The 18,475-nt window shown below is 68.4% G+C and carries 17 protein-coding genes and 1 tRNA gene; 9 read left to right on the top strand and 9 right to left on the bottom strand.

The genetic code is table 11. The annotated features are described in order from the left end of the window. Nucleotides 1-26: 26 nt before the first annotated feature. From DFQ14_RS09465 to DFQ14_RS09455, 3 genes are all read right to left on the bottom strand, one after another. Nucleotides 27-1,394, bottom strand: coding sequence for a hypothetical protein (locus tag DFQ14_RS09465; protein ID WP_246195453.1), 1,368 nt, complete (start codon nt 1,392-1,394; stop codon nt 27-29). 187 nt (nt 1,395-1,581) lie between these two features. Next, entirely contained in the window at nt 1,582-2,145 is a 564-nt protein-coding gene (locus DFQ14_RS09460; protein ID WP_114452805.1) for a hypothetical protein, read from the bottom strand. Nucleotides 2,146-2,261: 116 nt separating this feature from the next. Beyond that, the gene (locus DFQ14_RS09455; protein WP_114452804.1) at nt 2,262-2,600 is read right to left on the bottom strand and encodes a hypothetical protein; all 339 of its coding nucleotides are present in this window, start codon (nt 2,598-2,600) and stop codon (nt 2,262-2,264) included. 275 nt (nt 2,601-2,875) lie between these two features. Here DFQ14_RS09455 and DFQ14_RS09450 point away from each other — a divergent pair, with 275 nt between their 5' ends. The 9 genes from DFQ14_RS09450 (at nt 2,876) to DFQ14_RS09410 (ending at nt 13,363) form a co-directional block, all read left to right on the top strand. After that, nucleotides 2,876-3,694 (top strand): MBL fold metallo-hydrolase, encoded by an 819-nt coding sequence (locus DFQ14_RS09450; protein ID WP_114452803.1) that lies wholly within the window; start codon nt 2,876-2,878, stop codon nt 3,692-3,694. Further along, nucleotides 3,678-3,881: a hypothetical protein gene (locus DFQ14_RS09445; protein WP_114452802.1), complete on the top strand. Its 204-nt coding sequence runs from the start codon at nt 3,678-3,680 to the stop codon at nt 3,879-3,881. Before DFQ14_RS09450 ends, DFQ14_RS09445 begins: the two co-directional genes overlap by 17 nt. 362 nt (nt 3,882-4,243) lie before the next feature. Continuing rightward, complete coding sequence (gltB, locus tag DFQ14_RS09440; RefSeq protein ID WP_114452801.1) at nt 4,244-8,824, top strand: glutamate synthase large subunit; 4,581 nt, start codon at nt 4,244-4,246, stop codon at nt 8,822-8,824. After that, nucleotides 8,817-10,268 carry a glutamate synthase subunit beta gene (locus DFQ14_RS09435; protein ID WP_114452800.1) on the top strand — a complete coding sequence of 484 codons (1,452 nt, stop codon included), beginning with the start codon at nt 8,817-8,819 and terminating at the stop codon, nt 10,266-10,268. Before gltB ends, DFQ14_RS09435 begins: the two co-directional genes overlap by 8 nt. 155 nt (nt 10,269-10,423) lie before the next feature. Further along, nucleotides 10,424-10,882: an RrF2 family transcriptional regulator gene (locus tag DFQ14_RS09430; RefSeq protein WP_114452799.1), complete on the top strand. Its 459-nt coding sequence runs from the start codon at nt 10,424-10,426 to the stop codon at nt 10,880-10,882. A 154-nt stretch (nt 10,883-11,036) separates the two neighbouring features. Continuing rightward, a complete protein-coding gene (locus DFQ14_RS09425; protein ID WP_114452798.1) occupies nt 11,037-11,963 on the top strand; it encodes a sulfite exporter TauE/SafE family protein in 927 nt (308 codons plus the stop codon). A gap of 198 nt (nt 11,964-12,161) precedes the next feature. After that, nucleotides 12,162-12,578 carry a CBS domain-containing protein gene (locus DFQ14_RS09420; protein WP_114452797.1) on the top strand — a complete coding sequence of 139 codons (417 nt, stop codon included), beginning with the start codon at nt 12,162-12,164 and terminating at the stop codon, nt 12,576-12,578. A gap of 181 nt (nt 12,579-12,759) precedes the next feature. Beyond that, nucleotides 12,760-13,104 (top strand): DUF8129 domain-containing protein, encoded by a 345-nt coding sequence (locus tag DFQ14_RS09415; protein WP_114452796.1) that lies wholly within the window; start codon nt 12,760-12,762, stop codon nt 13,102-13,104. A gap of 182 nt (nt 13,105-13,286) precedes the next feature. Next, nucleotides 13,287-13,363 (top strand) — tRNA-Pro (locus DFQ14_RS09410). 56 nt (nt 13,364-13,419) lie between these two features. Here DFQ14_RS09410 and DFQ14_RS09405 read toward each other — a convergent pair. From DFQ14_RS09405 to DFQ14_RS09375, 6 genes are all read right to left on the bottom strand, one after another. Further along, a complete protein-coding gene (locus DFQ14_RS09405) occupies nt 13,420-14,583 on the bottom strand; it encodes a tyrosine-type recombinase/integrase (protein WP_114452795.1) in 1,164 nt (387 codons plus the stop codon). Then, on the bottom strand, nt 14,583-14,771 hold the full coding sequence (locus tag DFQ14_RS09400) for a helix-turn-helix domain-containing protein (RefSeq protein ID WP_114452794.1): 189 nt from the start codon (nt 14,769-14,771) through the stop codon (nt 14,583-14,585). Before DFQ14_RS09400 ends, DFQ14_RS09405 begins: the two co-directional genes overlap by 1 nt. A 21-nt stretch (nt 14,772-14,792) precedes the next feature. Beyond that, complete coding sequence (locus DFQ14_RS09395; RefSeq protein ID WP_114452793.1) at nt 14,793-16,319, bottom strand: replication initiator; 1,527 nt, start codon at nt 16,317-16,319, stop codon at nt 14,793-14,795. A 194-nt stretch (nt 16,320-16,513) separates the two neighbouring features. Beyond that, a complete protein-coding gene (locus tag DFQ14_RS09385) occupies nt 16,514-16,783 on the bottom strand; it encodes a hypothetical protein (protein WP_114452791.1) in 270 nt (89 codons plus the stop codon). Nucleotides 16,784-16,856: 73 nt separating this feature from the next. After that, nucleotides 16,857-17,678, bottom strand: a complete 822-nt coding sequence (locus DFQ14_RS09380) for an FtsK/SpoIIIE domain-containing protein (protein WP_114452790.1) — start codon at nt 17,676-17,678, stop codon at nt 16,857-16,859. Then, the gene (locus DFQ14_RS09375) at nt 17,668-18,447 is read right to left on the bottom strand and encodes a hypothetical protein (protein WP_114452789.1); all 780 of its coding nucleotides are present in this window, start codon (nt 18,445-18,447) and stop codon (nt 17,668-17,670) included. Before DFQ14_RS09375 ends, DFQ14_RS09380 begins: the two co-directional genes overlap by 11 nt. Nucleotides 18,448-18,475: the final 28 nt, after the last annotated feature.

Genomic DNA, 18,475 nt, shown 5'->3' with positions numbered 1-18,475 from the left:
CCCGGTCGGCGCAGGCAGCACCCGGTTCACCAGCGGGTGCGCAGCAGGTGATTGATCAACAGAGCCAGCAGGGCCTGCGCGGCCAGCCACCACTTGACCTGGCGCTGGGGGAGCAGGGCACAGGGCAGGACGAGCCACAGCGAGAACGGCAGCCAGATTCGCTCCACCTCGGCCTTGCTCATCCCGGACAGGTCGGCGATGGCCACGGCCAGCACCGTTGCCGAGGTCAGCAGGCGGGCTCCGATCGCCAGACTGCGGGGCGCTGCGGCGAGCCGCCGCAGCCCGGCCAGCACAGCGGGACCCGTGGCCAGCACGAGGCAGGCGAGATTGGCCCAGACGAAGTAGCTGTACGGGCGATCGGACGCGATGCCCTGGTAGTAGCGAACCGTCAGCAGCTCGTAGCCCTCCCACCACCGGAAACCGGCAGCGGTGAACAGGCCTGCCACCGTGAGCACACCGAGCACGGCGGCCAGGCTCGGTCGCAGCCTGCGGGTCAGTGCGAGCACGGCCAGCGGAAGCAGCCCGGCCAGGACGAGACCGTACGACAGGTACAGCGTGAGGCCCAGCAGCAGACCACCGGCCAGCGCCGCGAGATCTCCGAGGATCCCGCGGCGGGTCGTGCCGCAGGCCAGCAGTGCCACGCCCGAAGCCAGGACACCGGCGAACAGCCCGTCGGTGGAGACCCCCACCCAGACCACCCCGGGCATCAGGACCGTGAACGGCAGCACCTTGCGAGCCACGTGCTCCTCACCGAGTGCGCGCAGAGTCGCACCGATGCCGACACCGACCGTCGCCCCGACGAGCACGCACAGTGCGGCACCGGCGACGACGCCGCCCAGGCCGATGCGGTCCATCCAGACGTAGACCAGCAGCGCGCCCGGGGGGTGACCGGCGACGTGCACCGCCCACGACCCCGGCCCCAGCAGGATGTTGTCGGTGAAGTTCGACAGCATCACCGGCACGCTGTCGACGCGGTCGATCTCGGCCAGGTAGTTCTTGTTGCCCGCGAGCTTGTCCAGAACGCCGTGCCGCCACCCGTCGATGAGGGTCATGGCGACCGTCCACGCCAACGTGGTCAGGTAGGTGACCACCAGCAGCGGCGCCCAGCGCAGACGTGCGGCCACGGCCGGGCCGCCCAGGACGACGGTGAGCGCGAGCAGGATCGCCGGGATCGTGCCGGGGCCGGTGTGGGGAGCCCAGCTCGCGAACAGCGGAGGGAAGTCGAGGAACAGGTTGACGCCCCGGTCGAGCAGCCGTTGTCCGACGACTCCGGCCTGCCACACCAACCAGGCCCCGGCGAGCACCACGGCCAGGTCGGCGAGCAATGGGCGGACATGCCGCCACCGAGGACGCTCCGAGCGGTGCTCCGGCGCTTGGCTCAGCTCCGTGCTCACCTTCCTCACGGTACGGTGCTGCTGCGCGCCGGCAATTCCCGGAGACGGTGGTGCGGCGTCAGCGGCGGGTCGGGAACTCGTGCAGTTCGGTGTGTCCGCGTACCTGCGGATCGAAAGAGACCTCGGAGAAGCAGCCCGCTCCGGTCCTCGTGTTCCGGGACCGGGGCGGGCCGCGGATCTCACCGGGTCACGGCCGCTCGCTCTCCTGTCCGGAGGACGGTTCCGCCAACGGCTCCACCGGACCGATGTCGGGGTGGCGTCCGTGTCGGAGCCGGGCGTGCTGCAAGCCCGGCCCGGGACCGATCCGGGCGGCCAGCAGGTCGGCCACGAACCCCGTTGTCAGGGCGTAGACGGTCTTGTGCACCAGGTCGACCGCCAGTTCGTCCCGGGGCCATGTCCACGGCGGGGCGCCGACACCGCTGGCGTTTTCCAGGGTCTGGTCATTGGTCAGGCGGACCACGGCGAACATCACCGAGGCCCATGGTCCGCGCAGTCCCGAGTCCGCCATCACGCCCCGGAGCATGCCCAGCAGCGCCCCCTGGCCGAGATGCATCAGCAGGTTCAGCTTCTTCGGTGGCGTGGGCGAGCCGAGCAACCGCGCCATGGTGCGGCCCGGCACGTGCGAGTCCGGCCGGCCCGTCCAGCGCTGTTCGCATTTCTCGCCCAGTGTCATCACGGCGACGCCGATACTTCCGGCCGCAAGACCGTGCACGGCACCGCGCCGGAACACGGCCATCGCCCGCGTGCGCATCCGCGCCGAGCGGTGGTGATTTCCTCTGTCATTCATGTTTCGGGTATCCGCTCGAAAGAGTGATCGCATGCATGGTCGTCCTCGGGACCTCTCCGGCGCGGCCGTCCGGCCGTACCTCAGGGCGGGGTGTCCTCGTCGGGCAGTTGAGCGTCCATGGCCACGCGCCAGTGCCGCCAGACCTCACGTTGAGCTTGCTGGGCCGATTCCCACGCATGCACCGCGTCCTGCTGCGCGGACAGCACCGTGGCAAGTCCGGCCAGAGCTTCGACCGCCTCGTAGCCGGACCGGGCGAGAGCGTGCGCCTCGGTCCGCTCGAGTTGGTGGATGGCAGGGGTGCTTTCGGGGCCGGACTCCGCCTGGGAGGTGCCCGCCCTGCGCCACGCCGCGGCCACGTCGGTCAGTGCCCGGCTGAGCTGCTGCCAGGAATCCTCACCGCTTGCCTTGGTCTCGTTCATGTCCCGGTTGTCTCCTCACTGCCGTGTGCAGTCACCACCCCCGAGGAGTACCCAGCAGGGAGCGCGCCAACCGGCCACGAGCTCCCAGGCGATACACACTGCCCGGCCGCGCCGGTTCGGACCGCTTCGCACCGGGTAGCCGTCCGGCGGTACGGGAAGTGTTTTCGGGTGAGGACCGGAGCGATCCGGCATTGCCGATGCCGCGCCCCGGATCTGCAGGCGTGTCCCGCTCTGTTCGCCCGGACTGCTCCACGAGATGTCGAGGAGTCACGACCATGCGCGCCACCATGACCTTCATCGGCACCGCCACCGTTCTCCTGCGGCTCGGCAGTGTGACCCTGCTGACCGACCCGAACTTCCTGCACCGCGGCGAGCGTGCCTATCTGGGTTACGGCCTGTTTGCGAAGCGCTGCACGGAACCGGCGTGGGGCATCGAGCAGTTACCGGAACTCGATGCGGTGGTGCTGTCGCACATGCACGGAGATCACTTCGATCGCCGTGCACGGCGGGGGCTTGCGCGCGAGACCCCGGTGCTGACCACGCCGCACGCGGCACGCCGGTTGTCGAAGTGGGGGTTCTCCGAGGCGCAGGGCCTGCATCCCTGGCAGGCGGAGACGCTCCAGCGGGGGAGTGAGCACGTCCGCGTCACCGCCGTACCCGCACAGCACGGTCCCGCAGGGTTCCACCGTCTCCTGCCCCCGGTGATGGGAAGCATCGTGGACTACGTGCGGGACGGGAGCACCGAGCTGCGGCTGTACATCACCGGAGATACGCTGTTTCGCTCCGCGCTGTGGGAGATCCCGCAGCGCTTCCCGGACATCGATGCCATGATCGTGCACCTCGGCGGCACCAGGATCCTGGGGGTGCTGGTCACCATGGACGGCCGCCAGGGAGCCGGGCTGGTTCGGGCCATGCGGCCGAGTACGGCGCTGCCCGTCCATTTCGACGATTACACCGTTTTCCGTTCCTCCCCGGAGGAGTTCCGCCGCGAGTGTGAGCGGTACTCGGCCCGCAGCCGGATCCGCACGATCTCCCGCGGTGAGGAGGTCGAGCTCCCGCAGCGGGAGAACCGCAGCGGTGCCCGGAGCGGGTGAGCTCTACCGGCTGATCACCGACCTGGATGTGCCGGCCCGGGTCGCCGAGCGCACCTGGAATCGCCGTCCGGACCGATACGTCTCGGTCAGCGCCGAGATCACCGGAGAGGCCGACCGGGATGCGGCCGACCAGCGCAACATCGAACGCACGGTGCACGCACTGAAGTCGGTGGCCGAAAGCCGCTGACGCGCGTGCCGAACGCCTCTCCGCCGTGTGAAGGCCGGCACGTTCGGAAATCCGGTAAGATTTTTCGCGTTCGGGCACTCCGGCAAATTTTTTTGCGTTCGCCCGTTCGGCAGAACATTTCACGTTCGGCCATTCGGTGCAGTCGCCGCCGGGCATCGCGGTGTCCGGAATGTGGAAAGAGGCGTCTGGTTGTAGCGTATATTACGCGAGTCTGTTCTCGGGCTCCTGTAGTCTGTACAGTGCCGCGAACTGACCAAGTGTGCAACGGCGCATCCTTCTAGTCAGTACCGGAAAGGTACTTGCGGGCTCCGACGAGTGATTTCGACCCTCGTGCAGCCTGTTCATTGAGACGGGAGGGGCACATGCCGATTTCCCAGTATGCGAGAAATTCGGCGCAGCGTGGCGTCGAACCCCAGGGGCTGTACGACCCCGCCCATGACCACGACGCCTGTGGCGTGGCCTTCGTCGCCGACATGGCCGGTCGGCGCGACCGCGCGATCGTCGAGAAAGCACTGACCGCACTGCGCAACCTGGAGCATCGCGGCGCGCAGGGAGCCGACCCGGACACCGGCGACGGAGTCGGCATTCTGACTCAGATTCCGGATGGATTCCTGCGTGACGTGGTTCCGTTCGAAATTCCCGCGCCGGGAACCTACGCGGTGGGCAACGGATTCCTGCCCGTCGAGGAGTCCGCGTGCGGCAGCGCGGTGGCCGCGATCGAGCGAATCGCCGGCGAAGAGGGGCTGCGCGTGCTCGGCTGGCGGGAATTGCCGACCGACCCGGCCTGTGCGGGGCAGACCGCACGTGAGGTCATGCCACGATTCCGGCAGCTGTTCCTCGCCGAGGCCGAGGCCGAAGCCGAGGCCGGTGCGCCCGGGCAGGACCCGGTGATGCGGCTCGAGCGCCGCGCCTTCTGCGTGCGCAAGCGCGCCGAGCACGAGGCCGACGTGTACTTCCCGAGCCTGTCGGCGCGCACGCTGGTCTACAAGGGGATGCTGACCGAGTCGCAGCTCGACGCGTTCTTCCTCGACCTCACCGACGAGCGGTTCACCAGCGCGATCGCGCTGGTGCATTCGCGGTTTTCCACCAATACCTTCCCGTCCTGGCCGCTGGCGCACCCGTACCGCTACATCGCGCACAACGGCGAGATCAACACGATGCGCGGCAACCGCAACTGGATGCGCACGCGCGAGAGCATGCTCGACACCGACCTCATTCCCGGTGACCTGCAGCGGCTCTACCCCATCGCGACCCCGGAGGCCAGCGACTCCGCCACCTTCGACGAGGTGCTGGAGCTGCTGCATCTCGGCGGGCGCAGCCTGCCGCACTCGGTGCTGATGATGGTCCCCGAGGCGTGGGAGAACCACACCGAGATGGATCCGCAGCGCCGTGCCTTCTACGAGTTCCACAACAACCTGATGGAGCCGTGGGACGGGCCCGCCCTGGTGACCTTCACCGACGGCACGCGCATCGGCGCTGTGCTGGACCGCAACGGGCTGCGCCCCGGCCGGTACTGGATCACCGATGACGGCATGGTCGTGCTGGCCAGTGAAACCGGGGTGCTCGACATCGACCCCGCGCGGGTGGCGCGCAAGGGCAGGCTGCAGCCGGGCCGAATGTTCCTGCTGGACACCGACGAAGGTCGGATCGTCGACGACGAGGAGATCAAGGGCGAGCTCGCCGCCGAGCACCCGTACCGGCAGTGGCTCGACGAGGGGCTGCTCCACCTCGGTGACCTCCCGCAGCGGGAACGGGAGGTGCCCTCGCACTCCTCGCTGGTGCAGCACCAGCAACTGTTCGGCTACACCGAGGAGGAGCTCGGCGTCCTGCTCAAGCCGATGGCGTCCACGGGTGCCGAGCCGATCGGCTCGATGGGCAACGACGTGCCGCTGGCGGCGCTGTCCGAGCGCCCCCGCCAGCTGTTCGACTACTTCACGCAGCTGTTCGCCCAGGTGACCAACCCGCCGCTGGACGCGATCCGCGAGGAACTGGTGACCTCGCTGTCCACGCACGTCGGCCCCGAGCACAACCTGCTGGACGTCGATCCGGCGGCGTGTCACCAGCTCGTCCTGCCGTTCCCGGTACTGGACAACGACGAGCTCGCCAAGATCGTGCACATCGACGACGACGGTGACCGGCCCGATCTGCGCTCGGTGACCGTGCACATGGTCTACCGCGCCTGTGAGGGAGGTGCCGGCCTGCGGGCACGGCTGGACGAGATCTGCCGCGAGGTCTCCGAGGCCGTGGCAGGCGGGGCCCGGATCATCGTGCTGTCGGATCGGGGAGCCGATGCCGAGTACGCCGCCATCCCGTCGCTGCTGCTGACCGGGGCCGTGCACCACCACCTGGTGCGGGAGAAGAGCCGCACCCAGGTGGGGCTGGTCGTGGAGGCCGGTGACGTGCGGGAGGTCCACCACGTCGCACTGCTGGTCGGCTACGGCGCGGCCGCGGTCAACCCGTACCTGGCGATGGCCAGTGTCGAGGACATGGTCCGGGACGGGAGGCTGCCCGGACTGACCGCCAAGCAGGCCACCGGCAACCTCATCAAGGCCCTCGGCAAGGGACTGCGCAAAACCATGTCGAAGATGGGCGTGTCCACCGTCGCCTCCTACACCGGCGCCCAGATCTTCGAGGCGATCGGTCTCGGGGAAGAGGTCGTCGAGCGCTGCTTCGCGGGCACGACCTCCCGCCTCGGCGGGGCGGACTTCGACGTCCTGGCCGCCGAGATCGACGAGCGGCACCGCAGGACCTTCCCGGCCGACGGGATCAAGCCCAGCCACCGGGAGCTGAACGTCGGCGGCGAGTACCAGTGGCGTCGCGAGGGCGATCCGCACCTGTTCAACCCGCACACGGTGTTCAAGCTCCAGCACTCCACCCGCAGCGGGCAGTACGAGGTGTTCAAGGACTACACCCGCCGGGTCGACGAGCAGTCCGAGAACCTGATGACCCTGCGCGGGCTGCTCGGCTTCCGCGAAGGCACGCGGGAACCGGTGCCGATCGAGGAGGTCGAGCCCGTCTCCGAGATCGTCAAGCGGTTCGCCACCGGCGGCATCTCCTACGGCTCGATCTCCCAGGAGATGCACGAGGTCCTGGCCGTGGCCATGAACCGGCTCGGCGGCAAGTCCAACACCGGTGAGGGCGGCGAGGACGCCGACCGGTTCACCGTGGACGCGGACGGCGACTGGCGGCGCTCGGCGATCAAGCAGGCCGCCAGCGGGCGATTCGGCGTGACCAGCGAGTACCTGGTCAACTCCGACGACATCCAGATCAAGATGGCCCAGGGTGCCAAGCCCGGCGAGGGAGGCCAGCTTCCCGGCCACAAGGTCTACCCGTGGATCGCCGGGACGCGGCACTCCACCCCGGGGGTCGGCCTGATCTCGCCGCCGCCGCACCACGACATCTACTCCATCGAGGACATCGCCCAGCTCATCTACGACCTGAAGAACGCCAACCCGCGGGCGCGGGTGCACGTGAAGCTGGTCTCCGAGGTCGGTGTCGGCACGGTCGCGGCAGGGGTGAGCAAGGCGCACGCCGATGTCGTGCTGATCTCCGGCCATGACGGTGGCACGGGCGCCTCCCCGCTGTCGTCGATCAAGCACGCGGGGGCGCCGTGGGAGCTGGGACTGGCCGAGACGCAGCAGACGCTGCTGGCCAACGGCCTGCGGGACCGGATCGTGGTGCAGACCGACGGTCAGCTCAAGACCGGCCGCGACGTCATGATCGCCGCGCTGCTCGGTGCCGAGGAATTCGGCTTCGCCACCGCACCACTGGTGGTCTCGGGCTGCGTGATGATGCGCGTGTGCCACCTGGACACCTGCCCGGTCGGCGTGGCCACCCAGAACCCCGACCTGCGGGCGAAGTTCGACGGCCGTGCCGACTACATCGTGAACTTCTTCGAGTTCATCGCCCAGGAGGTTCGCGAGTACCTGGCCGCGCTCGGTTTCCGGTCCATCGCCGAGGCCGTCGGGCACGCCGATCTGCTCGACACCGATTCGGCCGCACGGCACTGGAAGACCCGGGGGCTCGACCTCTCGCCGATCCTGCACGTGCCGGAGCTGCCTGCGGACGCCTCGCTGCACTGCACCGGCCGTCAGGACCACGGGCTGGAAAAGGCGCTGGACAACACCTTGATCCAGCTCTGCGAGGGTGCGTTGTCCGATGCCACGCCGGTGCGGATGGAGATGCCGGTGCGCAACGTCAACCGCACCGTGGGCACCATGCTCGGCTCCGAGCTGACTCGCCGGTGGGGCGGTGCGGGACTGGCCGACGACACCATCGACGTGACCTTCACCGGCTCGGCGGGCCAGTCGTTCGGTGCTTTCATTCCCCGGGGCATCACGCTGCGGCTGCTCGGTGACGCCAACGACTACGTCGGCAAGGGGCTGTCCGGAGGGAGGATCGTGGTGCGCCCCGATCAGGCGGCTTCCTTCGCCGCCGAGGACAACGTGATCGCGGGCAACGTCCTGCTCTACGGCGCCACCGGCGGCGAGCTGTTCGTGCGCGGTGTCGTGGGAGAGCGGTTCGCGGTACGCAACTCCGGTGCGGTCGCCGTCGTCGAGGGCGTGGGCGATCACGGCTGCGAGTACATGACCGGTGGCCGGGTGGTCGTCCTGGGCGGTACCGGGCGGAACTTCGCCGCGGGCATGTCCGGCGGTATCGCCTACGTCCTGGACCTGCGCGAGGATCGGGTCAACCGGGAGATGGTCGATCTCGACCCGCTGGACGACACCGACGAGCGGTTCCTCGCCGAGCAGGTGCGCCGCCACCACGAGGAGACCGGATCGGCCGTGGCCGCTGAGCTGCTGGCCGACTGGGATGCCGCTCTGCGGCGTTTCGGCAAGATCATGCCGACCGACTTCAAGCGCGTGCTCACCGCGAAGGCCGATGCCGAGCGCGACGGGCGCGACGTCAACGAGGCGATCATGGAGGCCGCTCATGGCTGACCCGAAGGGCTTTCTGACCACGCCGCGCCAGACGCCGCAGCGCCGGCCGGTGGACATCCGCATCAAGGACTGGCGCGAGGTCTATCAGGAGTTCGCTCATCAGGACCTGCAGAAGCAGGCCGGCCGCTGCATGGACTGCGGGATCCCGTTCTGCCACCAGGGCTGCCCGCTGGGCAACCTCATCCCGGAATGGAACGACCTGGTGTGGCGGGAGGACTGGCGGTCGGCGATCGAACGGCTGCACGCCACGAACAACTTCCCGGAGTTCACCGGCACGCTGTGTCCCGCGCCGTGCGAGGCCGCGTGCGTGCTGGGCATCAACTCGGATGCGGTGACCATCAAGCAGGTCGAGATCGAGATCATCGACCGGGCCTGGGACGAGGGGTGGGTGCAGCCCCAGCCCCCCGCCATGCTCACCGGCAAGCGGGTCGCCGTGGTCGGTTCGGGACCGGCCGGACTGGCTGCTGCCCAGCAGTTGACCCGGGCGGGTCACGAAGTCGTGGTCTACGAGCGTGCCGACCGCATCGGCGGGCTGCTGCGCTACGGCATCCCCGAGTTCAAAATGGAAAAGCATCGCCTCGACCGGAGGCTGGGGCAGATGCGCTCGGAAGGGACGAAGTTCCGCTCCGGCGTCAACGCCGGGGTCGACCTCACGGCCGAGCAGCTGCGATCGGACCACGATGCCGTGGTGCTCGCGGGCGGGTCGACCAGGGCGCGGGACCTGCCGATCCCCGGCCGCGACCTGGATGGTGTGCACCAGGCCATGGAGTACCTGCCGCCGGCCAACCGCGTACAGGAAGGGGATCTCACCGAGTCGCCGATCAGCGCCGCGGGCAAGCACGTGGTGGTCATCGGCGGCGGTGACACCGGGGCGGACTGCCTGGGGACCGCGCACCGTCAGGGCGCGGCCTCGGTGACCCAGCTGGAGATCATGCCCACCCCGCCGTCGGAGCGGCCCGACAGCCAGCCGTGGCCGACCTACCCGATGCTCTATCGCGTCTCCTCGGCGCACGAGGAGGGCGGCGAGCGGCTCTTCTCGGTCAACAGCCAGGAATTCGTGGGTGACGAGCAGGGCGAGGTGCGTGCGCTGCGGCTGGTGGAGGTCCGCCGGGAGGGCGGCACGTTCGTCCCCGTCGAGGGCACCGAGCAGGAGATTCCCTGTGATCTGGCGCTGTTGGCGATGGGTTTCGTCGGCCCCGAACGCGAGGGCTTGATCGACGACCTCGGCGTCGAGCTCGACGGCCGGGGCAACGTGGTGCGCGACGGTTCCTTCATGACCACGGTGGACGGAGTGTTCACGGCCGGGGACATGGGCCGGGGCCAGTCGTTGATCGTGTGGGCCATTTCCGAGGGCCGTTCGGCGGCTGCCGGAGTGGATCACTACCTGACCGGCCGCGACATGCTGCCGTCGCCGATCGAGCCCACCGACCGGCCCCTGAGCTGAGGCCTTTCGAATCGACCGGCGGGTGAAAATGGGCGGACTGCGCCGGGCCCGAGTGTGCTCGGGTCCGGCGCTTCGTCGTGGTTGCGACCGCATCGGCGACGGGCTCGGCGGGTTCTTGTCGAGTCCGGTGCAGCCGGTGGTGAAGAATTGAGCACATGCGCATTTCGGCCAAGGTGGATTACGCGGTACGCGCGCTCGTGGAGATCGCACGCGCGGATTCGGGGCATCCGGTGAGTGCGGAGGATGTGGCTGCCGCGCAGCGGATTCCTCGCAACTTCCTGCAGGCGGTGTTGTCGGACCTGCGGCGTGCCGGTGTGGTCGCCAGCAGGCGTGGGCAGTCCGGGGGATGGGTGCTGGCCCGCCCGGCCGAGTCGATCTCGATGGCGGACGTGATCCGGGCCACCGATGGCCCCCTGGTCAGCGTGCACGGCCTGCGGCCGGAGTCGGTCTCGTACGACCCGTCGGTGTCGGTTCTGCAGGAAGTCTGGATCGCGGTACGCAGTAGCCTGCGTGAGGTGCTCGAAGACGTGACCGTCGCGCAACTCGTCGCCGGGGAGCTGCCCGCCGAGATCGCCGCACGCACCAGCGAGACCGGAGTGTGGGAGTCCCGCTGAGCCGCTCCTGAACAACCCGCTCCGTGTCGTCCCGCAATCCGGGAAGGCTGTTTGCGACGCGGCGTCAAAGTGTACTGTCCCTATAGACTTTGTTCGCAATTACGTCGGTGCGGCTCGAGGGAGCGGCGCGACGAGAGGGTCTGGAGACAGCTCCATGGTTGCTTTGGTGCTCGTCGCCCTGGCCGGTTTCCTGGCGCAGCTGGTGGACGGCTCCCTGGGGATGGGCTTCGGTGTGACAGCCACGACCGGCCTGCTGGCCGTGGGTACCGTCCCGGCGATGGCCTCGGCGTCGGTGCATCTCGCCAAGATCGGCACCGCCGTGGTGTCGGGGATCTCGCACTGGCGCCTCGACAACGTCGACTGGCCGGTGGTCGGCTGGCTGGCCGTTCCGGGGGCGATCGGTGGGTTCGCCGGAGCGACGATACTGGCCTCGGTGGCCATCGCGGCCGGGAAGACGTGGATGGCCGCGCTGCTGCTGGCGCTCGGGATGTATGTGCTGCTGCGGTTCTCCGTGCGGCAGCAACCGGTGCGCAGCAGCACGCTCACGCCCGCGGGGCGACGGTGGCTGGCGCCGCTGGGGATGGTCGCGGGGTTCGTCGACGCCACCGGAGGCGGTGGCTGGGGACCGGTCACCACCTCGACACTGCTGACCACCGGCCGGATGATCCCGCGCCGCACCGTCGGATCGGTGAACACCAGCGAGCTGGTGGTCTCCCTGGGAGCCAGCGCCGGGTTCCTGACCACGCTCGGCGGCGGTGCACTGTCGGGCACCGTGATCGCGGGATTGCTGGTCGGTGGCATGCTCGCCGCCCCTTTGGCGGCGTGGCTGGTTCGCATCCTGCCGAGCAGGCTTCTCGGCATCGGCGCGGGCGGGCTCATCGTCCTCACCAACATGGGGATCCTGCTGGAGGTGGTGGGGCTGTCCGGGCCGGTCCGTGCCGGCCTGTTCATGGGGGGTGCCCTGGCCTGGGTCGTGACGCTGGGGTGGATGGTGCGCAATGCCGTCATCCGGCACCGGAACGCGCCCGCGCGGTCCGCGGAGGCGTTCTCGGAGCAGGAGGAGCTTCCCCGAGCGGCCTAGTCTTCCTTCGGCGCACCTCGTGGTCGGCGCGCACCTCCTCGCGAGCGAGCGCTCCGGGGCGGCGCGCCGGAAAAAGGAGTTCCTCTTCGGGTTTCACCGTCGCCGCCGTCGGGCACCACATGGAGAGAACCTTTGTGCGGAGTCGACTCCCAGCCTTCGTCTACTGGGACACGCTGAGCTGAAGAGGAGAAACTCGCGATGACGACAGCACGCGAGATCATGACCCCGGGCGCGGAATGCGTGCGTAGTGACCAGACGGCTGCGGACGCGGCGCGCCTGATGGCCGAGCACAGTGTGGGTGCCCTGCCGATCGCCGGTGACGACAACAAGATCAAGGGTGTGGTGACCGACCGCGACCTGGTGATCAAGGTGATGGGGCAGGGTCGCGACGCCGGAACTTTCCCGGCCGGTGACCTCAACCAGAACGAGGCGGTCACCGTCGGTGCCGACGACTCCGTCGATGAAGTACTGGCGACCATGTCGCAGCACCAGGTGAAGCGGCTTCCCGTCATCGACCAGGACCGGTTGGTCGGCATGGTGGCGATGGCCGATGTCGCCCGCGCCCTGCCCGATCCCCAGGTCGGCGACCTGGAGAAGGCTCTGTCGGTCGACTGAGCGCGGCTGTGGCAGTGGGCATGGCCTGCGGCGAGCCGGCCGGGGGCGCCCACTGCCGCACGAGCTCGGGTGACAGCGCTGCACTCGCAGCTCGTATGGCCGATTGCGCCGGTGAGCCGACGGGTATTCCGAGGGTGTCCGACGCGCAGAGCGGGGCGCCCGTCATCGTCAGGAGGACGGTATGTCCGCCGAAGACCTTCCCCTTCCCGACTACGATCACCTGCCCATCGGATCCCTGCAGCACCGGATCCGGTCGCTGAACGCAGGAGAACTGCAGCGGGTGATCGACTACGAAGCCGAGCACAACGATCGAACGCACGTGATGGAAATCCTGCGTCACCGGATGGACGAGCTCAACAACGGAGCCACGCCCTCACCCGGTCGTCAGAACGACGATGCGGTGGAGACGCAGGGAACACCCGGCGACTCCCCGATCACGCCGAATCGTGCCTCGGAGCCGATCCACCCGCCGCGGCACGGGACGGTCGCCTCTCCCGGCCAGCACAACAAGCGCGGTAGGCCCTGACGGTGCGATGAGCCCTGCCAGGGGATCCTGCCGGGGTGCGTCGGCGGCCCCGTGGGGACTCGTGCGCCGCGTCTCCGCGGGGCGACCGCCATGATCGGTGACAACACAACTCGTGGGCCCCACCTCGAAAGCGGGTGGGGCCCGTGTTGTAGGCTGATCGCACACACCACGGAAGGTGTGGCCGGGACGTGGCGCAGTTTGGTAGCGCACCTGACTGGGGGTCAGGGGGTCGTGGGTTCAAATCCCGCCGTCCCGACCAGGCAAAAGGGGCCGTCGGTACACCACCGGCGGCCCCTTTGACATCCACGGTTGACATCAGTCGCCGCCCAGGAACTGGTTCATGCGGGTGGACATCTCCCGCTTGGTGTCATCGAGCACGTGGGCGTAGATGTTCATGGTCACGCCGATGGAGCTGTGGCCGAGCTGTTCCATGACCTCCCGGTCGGTGGCGCCCTGCATCTTGAGGAACGTCGCGCAGGTGTGTCGGAGATCGTGCACCCGGACATGCTCGAGCCCTGCCTGCTTGAGCAGGGTGCCGAAAGCGCGGTTGACGCTGCGGGGATCGATGACCCGATCGGTACGGGTCACGAAGATCAGATCTGCCGGTTGGTGCGGGTGGGGATTGCGCTGGGCGGGCAGCGACCGTTCGGCGACGGTCTCCCGGTGCTGCTTGAGCGCGTGTACGCAGATCTCGGGCAGGTGCAGGGTTCGCCGTGACCGTGCTGTCTTCGGTTCGCCGAAAACGATGTCACCTTTGACGCGCTGGACCGTCCGCCGGACTCGCAGCTCCCCGGTGGCCAGGTTGACATCCGACCAGGCCAGCCCCAGAGCTTCGCCCCGGCGAAGCCCGGTGGCGAGGTAGACCAACCACAGCGCGCACAGCCAGTGCTGTTGGGCGTGTTCGATCAGCCGCCGTGCGTGCCGAGGCTCCATCGGCGCGACTTCGTGCTCCTCGCTGCTGGGAGCCGACACCAGCTTGGCGACGTTGCGGCCGATCAGCTCTTCGCGTACCGCATGTTGCAGAGCGCTGCGCAGGACCGCATGAATGTACTGCACCGTACGAGGGGACAGCTTCCTGCCCTTGCGCCCCGGTTGGGTACTGACCTTGCGCAGGAAGGTACGAACATCACCGACGCCGAGCGCGTTCAACCGCTTGGCACCCAGGTGCGGGCGTATGTAGTGCGATGCCAGAGCCTCGTAATCGGAGAACGTCTTCGTGCGCAGCTCATGCCGAGCGACTTCCCGTAACCAGTAGTCGAGATAGTCGGTGAGCTTCATGCTTGAGGTCACCGAGGGGATGCCCTTGCGGTTGTTGTCGAGCAGCTCGATGCGCTTGTCGTGCACCTCCTGCCAGGTCTTGCCGTAGACGTACTTGCGGACCCGTTCGCCGGTGGGCGTGTAGACGTAGACAGCCGCGTGGTACCGGCCGTCCTTGCGCTGGACGATGGTGCCCATCCCGTTGGCCTGCTTACGCGGCATCAGTTCTCCTCCTCGAGCAGCGAGGTGACGTAGGCATCGAGCTCCTGACGAGGGATACGGCGCGAACCGGACACCTTGACCGACCGCAGTCGACCGAGCCGGATCAGGTCATAGATCCGCGTTCGACCAACGCGCAGGGCTTCGGCAGCTTCCTCGACGCGCAGCAGAACGGGCTCCACTGTGGTCATTCGTTATCTCTCCTTTCAGTGCTATGGCGGGAAAGTTTCGAGTTCTTCGCGGGCAGCTTGGCGTCGCTCGCGGGCTTGGGCGGCTGCGGTGTTGGCGAGTTGGGCGTCTGCGCTGGTGTGCCAGCCGATTCCGGCGAAGATGAGTTGTCCGAGGGTGAGGATGTCGGGCTCGTCGCCGGGTTCGGTCGGCTCGGTGGGTGGCTGTTCGGGGTCGGGGCGGTTCCAGGAGCGGCGAGCGGCGCGGAGTGCACCGAGGGTGGTGGAGTAGCGCCGCGACTTGGTGGAGAAGTGGCCACCGAAGCCGAGTTGGTGCGCCCACCGGTGCAGCCGTGCCCAGCGGTGTTGGAAGGCGATGCGCTCGCTCACGTCGTCATCGAGGTAAGCCAGCCCGTCGGGGAGTTGGCCGAGGTACCAGCAGGCGGCGATGAGCCGGCCGGGGTGGGTGTGCATGTCGGCGTGGTAACCCACGGTCTCGTGGGTGAGGCGGCGGGAGACGTGGCCGGTTTCCTCGGTGGCCTTGGTGGCGTACTTGGCCAGGTATCCGGCCACCGCGCCGTCGGTGAGCGCGCCGGAATCGTCGGTGTCGCGCACGGTCAACTTGACTTGGCGGGTGTCGATGGAGCGGTGTCCCCAGGCCATGGGCCACCCGTCGGGTTGGTCCGGGTGTGCTGGGGTGCGAAAGCTGGTCGAGGCCGCGGCCTGGCGGATGGTGTGCTCGAACGTGGCCGGATGGATCCGCGGATCCGGGGCCACGATGGCGGCCGGGTCGGCCGGATCGACGCCGTCGAGGCGGATCAGGGCGTGGAAGTGCACCACGCCGCGCGCTTGGAACTCGGCGACCTTGGCATACGAGACGCGCAGCTTGACACCGTAGTCCTTGCCCAGTCTGCCGACTGCCCGGCGGAGATTGATGGTGGTGCGGCGCCAGAGTTCCCCGGCGTAGGCGTTGAACACGACTTGGCTGAAGTGGTCGTAGCAGTCCAGGCAGAACGGCTGTCCGGCCCACTGGTCGCCGGATTCGTGGCGGCGCAGGCAGGAGAACGTGATCCCGTGCGGGCAGATGTGCGGCTCGCGGCGGGGGTGGCAGGGCTTGCCGGTTTTGTGGGCGGTGTGCACCTCGCCGAACGAGGGAGCGGCCAGGGTGACGAACACGGTCGGATGCTCGGCCACGGTGTCGGGCACGCCTTTGCCGCCGAGCAGGCCGGAGCGCACCAGGTGGAAGGTGTCACCGCGGTAGGTTTCGGCGCAGGAGGGACACACCGAGGCGCGCCGGTTGCCGCAGGCGGTGTAGAGCACCCCGTCGGGAAACCGGGCGGTGTCGAGATCGGCCAGGATTTCGCCGGTGGAGGCGTCGGCGGTGCGCGAGCGTCCGGCGAGTTGGATGGGGTAGCGACATCCGGCGGCCGGAGTGATGTGGGAAAGCCACCGGTCGTAGTCGGCTTGGGCGGCGCGGTGGAGCAGGCCGGCCCAGTCGTCCGGCTCGGCAACAGCACCCGCCCCCGGGGCCGCGTGGGCGCCGGGGGTGAGTGTTGCGGTCGAGACGGTCACTGGTTCTCGATCTCCTCACTCGGTGAGTTGGGTTCCGGTCAGATACAGCCCGCACGAGTCGCACACGAAGCGGTAGTGGTCCGTGCGTTCGTCCCAGGGCGGTAGAGCGTCGAGACGGACAAGTTGGCCGGGTGGGCAGCGGTAGCGGTGCTGCATCGCGATCTGGGCGTCAGAGGCAACACAGCGCCCGGTCATCAGGAGCGCCCCGTCTCGTGATGGCCGGGAAAGGCCGGGTTGGCCGCGAGGTCGGCGGTACTGGCCCAGACAAAGCCGGGCACGGGTTCGCCGGTGCGCCGTTCCACGGGCATGAGTCCGTCGGTGTGGAAATGCTCGGGCGGGAAGGTGGCGTACTGGCCGGTGGTGTCGACGCCCAGGCGAAAGGCATCGAGACCGCCGATGTCGTCGTATTCGACCAGCAGCCAAATCTCATCGAGGGTCAGGGCGAGGGGGTAGGTGACGTACATGGGACACACTCCTCGTGCGAGCAGAAAGGGAAGGGACAGGAGTGGGGAACCCGAAATGGGTTCCCCGTGGTGGTCAGGCGGCGTGTTGGGTGCGCAGGTGTTGGGAGTGTTCGACCAGGCCGTAAATGTGGGCGTCGGTGAGGTAGGCGTATTTCATCCGCCGGGGAATGCCACCTTCGGCCAGCAGCAGGCCGACACCGAGGTTCTCCGGTGCGATCGCGGTGGCCGAGTAGCCCTGTTGAGCCCAGCCGCGGCCGAGGATGGTGTCCGAGCTGGCCTCGGTGGTGCACCGGAAGGCACACCGGTAGGCGAAGATGTCGCGCAGCGAGGTCGGCACGATGTCGGCCGAGGGCCGCTGCGTGGCCGCGACCACGATGACCCCGGCAGCACGCCCGCGGGCCACCAGATCCCGCAGCAGACGCACGAACTGCTCTTGCTGGTCCTTGCTGCCCAGTGTCGCCGAAAACAGGGCGATCTCATCGATGACGGCCACGATCACATCGACCGGATCCACCGAGGTGATCTTGCGGCGTCGCACCTGGTCCAGCTCGTCGTAACGACGATCCATTTCCTTTTGGAGCTGTTCCAACCGGTCGATGGCCTCGGTGATGTCCGGGCCGACGAACACGTCGGCGATGGAGCGCCACAGGCCGAGTTCGACCTGTTTGCCGTCGAACAGCCACAGTTGGCAGTCGGTGCACATGGAGGCGTGCCCGATGATGTTTTGCAGTCCGCTGGACTTGCCCGAGCCGGGCTCACCGCCGAACAGGATGTTGCGGTAGACGAGTTCGATGTCCACGCGGCGGCCGTGTTCGTCGATGCCGAGGTGCACGGGATCGTAGATGGACAGCCCCGAAACCGGCACCGAGTCCGCCGAGCGGGTTTTAGTCCACATAGTCACTCAGGTCCTCTCCGTTGACGACCACCGCACCGGCCGCAGCTGGCTTGGCCGCGGTGGTGGTTTTTGTGCTGGTCGAAGCCGAATCAGACGGTTCGGAAGCCTGGGACTCGGAGGCCGAGGAAGCGGCCTTGATCGGAGTCACCGATTCGGAATCACTCGGTGCAGAGCGGGTGCCCATGAAGCCGGCCAGCGGCGAGGACACCGGTTTCTTCGCCTCAAGGGGATCGCGGCGGATGATGTCCACGGCCACGAACGTGGTGACCTTCTTGGGCCGGTGCAGCCGAGCGCTGCGGGCGAAGCAGGCCGGAGCCACGTATTCCAGGGAGTTTTCGATATCGGTGGCCGCCGTCCCGGCGGGCAGCCACAACCAGATCCGTTCCCCGGTGGTGGTGGGACGCGCCCACAGCATGAATGGATAGGTCCCGTCCCGGTTCATCGTGCGCACCTTGGTGCGCTTCAAACACGCCCGTAGCCGGTGCCGATCGGCCACGCACCACACGCGAGCCACCAGGAACCGCCGCGTGTGCGGCACGGCCAGCAGCACGGCCGGAACACCGACCAGCACCGCCACGGTCAGCACCGCGCTGCCGAAGCCATCCAGCCAGACGAACACGGCAAGCAGCACGGCGGCGCCGGTCAGTTCGGCGCGCCAGCGCACCAGTAGCCCGAGGATGGAAAATCCGATCCACTGCTTGGGCTGGGGCAGGATCTCCACGAAGTCCGGAGTCGCCGAGCGGCGACGGGTACGGCTAGACTTGGCCATGACTCTTCAGCCCTCCTTGGCAGAGTCG

It is taken from the genome of Halopolyspora algeriensis (assembly GCF_003337235.1).
GTDB lineage: Bacteria > Actinomycetota > Actinomycetes > Mycobacteriales > Pseudonocardiaceae > Haloactinomyces > Haloactinomyces algeriensis.
Note: the sequence above shows the minus strand (reverse complement) of the source record. Positions and strands in the feature narration are given on the sequence as shown.